This window comes from Paraburkholderia sp., assembly GCF_035656215.1.
Classification (GTDB): Bacteria; Pseudomonadota; Gammaproteobacteria; order Burkholderiales; family Burkholderiaceae; genus Paraburkholderia.
Window position 1 is genome coordinate 1 of the sequence record NZ_DASRSY010000423.1, and the last position, 6601, is coordinate 6601.

Genomic DNA, 6601 nt, shown 5'->3' on the forward strand with positions numbered 1-6601 from the left:
GAGAGGCCGTCGCGGGCCGTCTTCACGACGTCGTTCAGATCGTAATCAGCAGGCAGGCCGGTGAGCGGCGTGAGCCAGCCGCGCTTGCCCCATTGCGGCGTTTCGTACGCGCCGATCGTCATCACATCGAACTGGCCGCTACCGGTCGTGATGTCGGTGGTGGCGCGCTGACGCAGCACGTTTTCTTCGAGAATCACCCAGTTGAGCTTGATATCCGGATTCGCCTGCTCGAAAGCGGGCGAGAGCTTCTTCAGCTCGATCATGTCCGGATTGTTCAACGTCGCAATGGTCACCGTGGCCGCCTGAGCGTGCAACGCAAAGCATGCGACAGCGCCGGCACTGACCGCCTTCAGCGCGGATTTTGTAACTGGTTTCATGTGTTGTCTCCTTTCTCGTACGTTATGTGATGCTGCGTTTGTTCTACGAAAATGACGATGGGTGAAGCGCGTCCGACTCATCCACTCTGCGATTCGCTTAGCTCATCCAGTTGCCGCCGTCGACGTTCAGGGTTTGCGCGGTGATGTAGTCGGCATCCGCCGACGCGAGAAACAGGGCGGCGCCAGTCAGATCGTCCGGCACACCCATACGGCCGAGCGGCACTGCTTCACCGACCAGGCGCTTCTTCTCGCCGAGCGGCCGGTTTTCATAGCGGGCGAAGAGCGCATCGACCTCGTTCCACATCGGCGTATCGACGACACCCGGCGCAATACCGTTCACATTGATCTTGTGCGGCGCAAGGGCGAGCGCTGCGGACTGCGTATAGCTGAGTACGGCCGCTTTGGTGGCGCAATAGTGCGACACCAGCGCCTCGCCCCGCCGCCCGGCTTGCGAGGACATATTGATGATCTTGCCGCCGCAGCCCTGCTCGACCATTTTCCTGGCGACGGTTTGCATCAGGAAGAACATGCCCTTCACGTTGACCGCGAAGAGGCGGTCGAACACGTCCCAGGATTCATCGAGGATCGGGCGCATATCGAAGAGCGCCGCGTTGTTGAACAGGATATCGACCTGGCCGAAGCGCTCCAGTGTGCTCTCGAGAATGCGTTCGATGTCCTCGCGGCGCGTCACGTCGGCACTGACGGTCAGCACGCGGTCGCCGTACGCGGCGCGCAACGCGTCGCCGAAACTGTCCGCCGGCTTCACATCGACCAGCACGCAACGTGCGCCTTCGTCCAGATAGCGCCGGGCCACGGCTTCACCGATTCCGCTTGCCGCACCCGTCAGAATGGCCACCTTGTCTTGCAATCGTGCCGCCACTGCCTGTCTCCGGTTCGTTTCGCTTCTTGTGGCACGGTGAGCGAACGCTCATTGCGCGAACAATTGCTCTGTTGGTGATCGAATGATCGGATACGGACCGGGTCATGTCAAGGCGCTCGAGCAGATTTCGATGGTGCAGCGCGGCAGGACCAGCGTGTACCCGAGGCACACCCTTTCTGCTCCCCGATCGACGCTATTACGGGAAATCAGAAACAGCCAATCGGCTTTCTGCTCAAGTCGCTGACAAGAATTCGAGATACGTTATATCATTGCGGCCTCGCTTCACTTCGAAGCTGTGCAGGTTCGTCAGGGGAGTCCGCTGATGGCTACATCGATTGCAGAACACCATGCCGTGCGAGTCGCCCATGCCGAAGCGCACGCCGCTCTGCATGGGCTTGCGCTCACGCCGCTGCGGCGTCAGGTGTATGCGGCGATCGTCGCCAGCGACCGGCCGATCGGCGCCTATGAGTTGCTGGACGCACTTGAGCCGCAGCGTGGCCGTGTGCCGCCCACCACCGTCTACCGCGCGCTGGAATTTCTGCTCGCGCACGGCTTCGTCCATCGGATCGAATCGAAGAACGCGTTCGTGGCCTGCTGCGAAGTCGGTCTGCCGCACAGCAGCCAGTTTCTGATGTGCGACGGGTGCGGCGCGACCGTCGAGATTCCCGGCGGCGAGCTTGCCCAGCAGCTATCGCATAGCGCGCCGGCGCACGGTTTCGAGGTGCACCGCCAGGTAGTCGAATTAAGCGGACTGTGCGCACGCTGCGTCCGCGCGGCGCGGTCCGCCCGTGCATCGGCATGAAAACCGGCATGACCGCAACAACCGGGCATGCCTGACGTTTGTGTTTCTTTCAACTCTCACGCAGCAGGAAACAACGATGAAGAAATTCGGCTCGATGTTGAACGGGGCGCGCCATGCGCTGAAGCTGTCGAAATACGTGGCCATGGGCGCGGCTGCCGCTGCGGCTTTCTCGCTCAGTCATAGCGCCTTCGCCGCGGATGCGAAAATCCCGGTGGTGGCAGCGGAAAACTTTTACGGCGACGTCGTGCAGCAACTGGGCGGCGACCGTGTCGACGTAATGAGCATCCTCAGCAATCCGGATCAGGACCCGCATCTGTTCGAAGCCAGCCCGAAGACGGCACGCGCGTTGCAGCATGCGAGCCTTGTAGTCTACAACGGCGCCGACTACGATCCGTGGATGGCAAAATTGCTGGCCGCCTCGAAGAGCGCGAAGCGCACCACGGTCGTCGCCGCGGATCTCGTCGGCAAGAAGGGCGGCGATAATCCGCACCTCTGGTACGACCCGGCGACCATGCCGAAAGTGGCGCGCGCGGTGAGCGAGGCGCTCGTCGCGGCTGACCCGGCGCACAAGTCGGCGTACGATGCGAACCTCGCGAAGTTTCTCGATTCGCTGAAACCCATCGACGCCAAAGTCGCCGGTCTGCATAGCCGCTACGCCGGCGTGCCGGTGACGGCAACCGAGCCGGTGTTCGGCTATATGTCGGACGCGGTTGGCCTCTCGATGCGCAATCTGCGCTTCCAGTTGGCGACGATGAACGACACTGAAGCAAGCGCGGCCGATATCGCCGCGTTCGAACGCGACCTGCGCGAAAAGCGCGTGCGCGTTCTGATCTATAACAGCCAGGCAACCGAGGCCCTGACCAAACGCATGTTGAAGCTCGCGCAGCAATCGAAGGTGCCGACTATGAGCGTCACCGAAACCGAACCGGCCGGCAAGACCTATCAGACGTGGATGCTGACGCAGCTCGACGCGCTGGGCACGGCGCTGGCTGCGGGCGATGCGAGCGCAGCGGATGCGGCGGCTTCCACCGTCAAAGGAAAAACCCCATGACCGAGACTGGCCGCAGCACGCCAGCTAATACAACCAGCGCTTCGACGAGCGCACGCGTCAACGCGCCCGTGCTCGAACTCGAGCACGTGACGCTCGAACTCGGCGGCCGCTCGATTCTGCGTGACACCGGGTTTGTGGTGAACCAGGGCGAATTCATCGGCGTGCTCGGGCCCAACGGCGCGGGCAAGACGACGCTGATGCGCGCCGTGCTCGGTCTCGTGCCGGCGGCGAGCGGCTCGATCCGCGTACTGGGGCAGCCTGTCGAGCGCGGCAACGCGTCGATCGGCTATATGCCGCAGACGCGCAGTGCGCTGGCAGGACGCCGCGTGCGCGGCCGCGATTTCGTCGCCATGGCTGCCGACGGTCACCGATGGGGCCTGCCCCATGCGGACAGCAAGACCCGCGCGGATGTCGAGCGGGTGCTGGATCTGGTGGACGGCCGCAAGCTGGCCGAGCGGCCGTTATCGGAACTGTCGGGCGGCGAGCGTCAGCGCCTGCTGCTCGCGCAATGCCTGCTCGGCAATCCCAAGCTGCTGCTCCTCGATGAACCGCTGATCAGCCTCGATCCGCATCATCAGAAGAGCGTCGTTGAACTGGTGCGGCGCGTGCAGCAGGAACTCGGCATTGCCGTGCTGTTCTCGGCGCATGAGCTGAACCCGCTTCTGAACTCGCTCGACCGCGTGCTGTATCTCGGCAGCGGTGTCGCCGCGCTCGGTACCGTCGATGAAGTCATTACAAGACCGGTGCTGTCGCGTCTCTATGGTTCGCCGATCGACGTGATGCGCGTGAATGGCCGCATCTTCGTGATGTCGGGCGACGTCGAAGTCGAAAAACACGATCACGAGCACGAACACGACGAGAACGGCGGCCATAGCCACTCGCATTCGCACGACCATGGCCACGCACACGGCCACTCACACTCCAACGACTCACGCGACGGACACACGCACGATGTTTGAATACGATTTCATGGTGAACGCGTTCGCGGCGTCGGGGATCGTCGCGGTGCTGGCAGGGATAGTGGGCTATTTTCTGGTGATGCGCGGACAGACCTTCGCGGGCCACGCGCTCTCGCACGTCGGTTTCACCGGTGCGACCGGCGCGGTCCTGATCGGTATCTCGCCGATCTGGGGGATGATCGGTTTCACGCTCGCGGCAGGCGTCGGCATGGGCGCGCTGGGCGAGCGGCTCGCCGGACGCGATGTAGCGATCGGCGTGATCCTGTCGCTGTCGCTCGGCTTCGGGCTGCTGTTCCTGCACTTCTTCACCGCGTACGCGACGCAGGTCACCGCGCTGCTGTTCGGCAACGTGCTTGGCGTGAATGCATCGACGCTCGGCGTGCTGGCGGCGTTGGGCGTCGTCAGTTTGCTGGCGCTCGCGGCGATCATGCGGCCGTTGCTGTTTGCGTCGCTACAGCCGGAATTGGCCGAAGCCAAGGGCGTGTCGTTGCGTCTGGTGTCGGTGTTGTTTCTGGCGATTGCCGCACTGGCCGTGGCGGCGTGTACGCAAATCGTCGGCGTGCTGCTCGTGTTCACGCTGATGGTCGGACCGGCTGCCGCTGCGCAAAACATGACGACGCGGCTTTCGACCGGTCTCATTCTCGCCGCTGTATTCGCGCTGGTGCAGGCCTGGCTGGGTCTGACGCTGGCGTTCTATACCGACTGGCCGACGAGCTTCTGGATTACCGTGCTGTCGGCTGTTGTGTATGGCGGGAGTTTGTTGAGGCGGCGTTGAGGCGGCAACACACCTGCATGCCGCCGCCCTCGTTTTGCAAGACTTCAACCAAGCAGCACCTTCGCGTGATGCGCGAGATGATCCTCGATGAAAGTCGAGATGAAGTAATACCCGTGGTCGTAGACTGCGTGACGACGCAATGTCAGAGGCTGCCCCGCGGCCTTGCAGGCTGCTTCGAACAGATCCGGATTCAGTTGCTCGGCGAGGAACTGATCCGCCAGCCCCTGATCGATCAGAATCCCCTCAGCGAACTTGCGCTTCGCGTGGGCGACCAGCTCGCTCGAGTCATACTGCCTCCAGGCTTCACGGTCTTCGCCCAGATATCCGCTGAACGCTTTCACGCCCCACGGGCACTGTGAAGGCGCGGCGATCGGCGCGAACGCCGACACCGACCGATAGATCTCCGGGTTGCGCAGCGCAAGCATCAACGCGCCATGACCACCCATCGAATGCCCGAAGATGCCCAGACGCGCGCCGTCCACTGGCAGATTCGCGAGCACGGTTTCGCGCAATTCGTCGCGCACGTACGAGTACATCCGATAGTGCTTCGCCCACGGTTGCTGCGTCGCGTTGACGTAAAAGCCCGCGCCCACGCCGAAGTCCCACGCCGCGCTTTCGCCCGGCACACCCGCACCGCGCGGACTGGTGTCCGGCGCGATCAGGGCGATGCCGTGCTGTGCCGCAAAGCGCTGCGCGCCCGCCTTGACCGGAAATGTTTCCTCCGTACATGTCAGGCCCGCGAGGTAGAACAGCGCAGGTACATTCGCGCTGGCCTGCAAGGCCTGCGGCGGCAGATAGACCGAGAAGCGCATCGGCAAACCGACAGTCTGTGAGTCGTGCCGGTAGATCCGCTGCTCGCCGCCATGACAGGCATGCGACGACAATAGTTCAAGCATTCGCGATGCTCCTTTCTGTGTTCGGTCTGTGACGCATTAATGCCGCATTAGTACAGCACGATGGAGCGGATCGATTCACCCTTCTTCATCAGATCGAAGCCCTCGTTGATGCGTTCGAGCTGCAGACGGTGCGTGATCAGGTCGTCGATATTGATCTTGCCTTCCATGTACCAGTCGACGATCTTCGGCACGTCCGTACGACCGCGCGCGCCGCCGAATGCCGAGCCCTTCCACTCACGACCCGTCACCAGCTGGAACGGCCGCGTGCTGATCTCTTCACCCGCCGCCGCCACGCCGATGATGAACGACTGACCCCAGCCCTTGTGCGTGCACTCCAGCGCCTGACGCATCACCTTGGTGCTGCCGATACATTCGAACGAGTAGTCCGCGCCGCCATCGGTAAGTTGCACGATGTGATCGACCACGTTCTCGACTTCGTTCGGGTTGATGAAATGGGTCATGCCGAACTTCTTCGCCAGTTCCACGCGGCCCGGGTTGATATCGACGCCGATGATCCTGTCCGCGCCGACCATCTTCGCACCCTGGATCACATTCAGGCCGATCCCGCCGAGACCGAACACGACCACGTTCGCGCCCGCCTCGACCTTCGCCGAATACACGACAGCACCCACGCCCGTCGTCACGCCGCAACCGATGTAGCAGATCTTGTCGAACGGTGCGTCTTCACGCACCTTCGCGACCGCGATTTCCGGCACGACAATGTAGTTCGAAAACGTGGATGTGCCCATGTAGTGAAACAGCGGCTTGCCGTCCAGCGAGAAGCGCGACGTGGCATCGGGCATCAGGCCGCGGCCTTGCGTCGAACGGATCGCCTGGCAAAGATTGGTCTTGCGCGACAGG

At 62.7% G+C, this 6601-nt stretch carries 8 protein-coding genes; 4 read left to right on the top strand and 4 right to left on the bottom strand.

The window, feature by feature from the left end; all coding sequences use genetic code 11:
- Both VFE81_RS24700 and VFE81_RS24705 read right to left on the bottom strand, forming a co-directional pair.
- Positions 1–377 (bottom strand): extracellular solute-binding protein (locus VFE81_RS24700; RefSeq protein ID WP_325047090.1); only part of this gene is annotated, 377 nt, incomplete at its 3' end.
- A gap of 97 nt (positions 378–474) precedes the next feature.
- On the bottom strand, positions 475–1257 hold the full coding sequence (locus VFE81_RS24705) for an L-iditol 2-dehydrogenase (protein WP_325047091.1): 783 nt from the start codon (positions 1255–1257) through the stop codon (positions 475–477).
- Positions 1258–1579: 322 nt separating this feature from the next.
- Here VFE81_RS24705 and VFE81_RS24710 point away from each other — a divergent pair, with 322 nt between their 5' ends.
- The 4 genes from VFE81_RS24710 to VFE81_RS24725 all read left to right on the top strand — a co-directional run bounded on the left by VFE81_RS24710 (position 1580) and on the right by VFE81_RS24725 (position 4844).
- Complete coding sequence (locus tag VFE81_RS24710) at positions 1580–2059, top strand: Fur family transcriptional regulator (protein ID WP_325047092.1); 480 nt, start codon at positions 1580–1582, stop codon at positions 2057–2059.
- 76 nt (positions 2060–2135) lie between these two features.
- A complete protein-coding gene (locus VFE81_RS24715) occupies positions 2136–3110 on the top strand; it encodes a metal ABC transporter solute-binding protein (RefSeq protein WP_325047093.1) in 975 nt (324 codons plus the stop codon).
- Positions 3107–4069, top strand: coding sequence for an ABC transporter ATP-binding protein (locus tag VFE81_RS24720; RefSeq protein WP_325047094.1), 963 nt, complete (start codon positions 3107–3109; stop codon positions 4067–4069). Before VFE81_RS24715 ends, VFE81_RS24720 begins: the two co-directional genes overlap by 4 nt.
- The gene (locus VFE81_RS24725; protein WP_325047095.1) at positions 4062–4844 is read left to right on the top strand and encodes a metal ABC transporter permease; all 783 of its coding nucleotides are present in this window, start codon (positions 4062–4064) and stop codon (positions 4842–4844) included. The genes VFE81_RS24720 and VFE81_RS24725 overlap by 8 nt, the downstream gene beginning before the upstream one ends.
- 44 nt (positions 4845–4888) lie before the next feature.
- On the opposite strand, the gene fghA is transcribed toward VFE81_RS24725, so the two are convergent.
- Complete coding sequence (fghA, locus tag VFE81_RS24730) at positions 4889–5740, bottom strand: S-formylglutathione hydrolase (RefSeq protein ID WP_325047096.1); 852 nt, start codon at positions 5738–5740, stop codon at positions 4889–4891.
- A 47-nt stretch (positions 5741–5787) separates the two neighbouring features.
- A partial coding sequence (locus VFE81_RS24735; protein WP_325047097.1) for a zinc-binding dehydrogenase occupies positions 5788–6601 on the bottom strand: 814 nt, incomplete at its 5' end.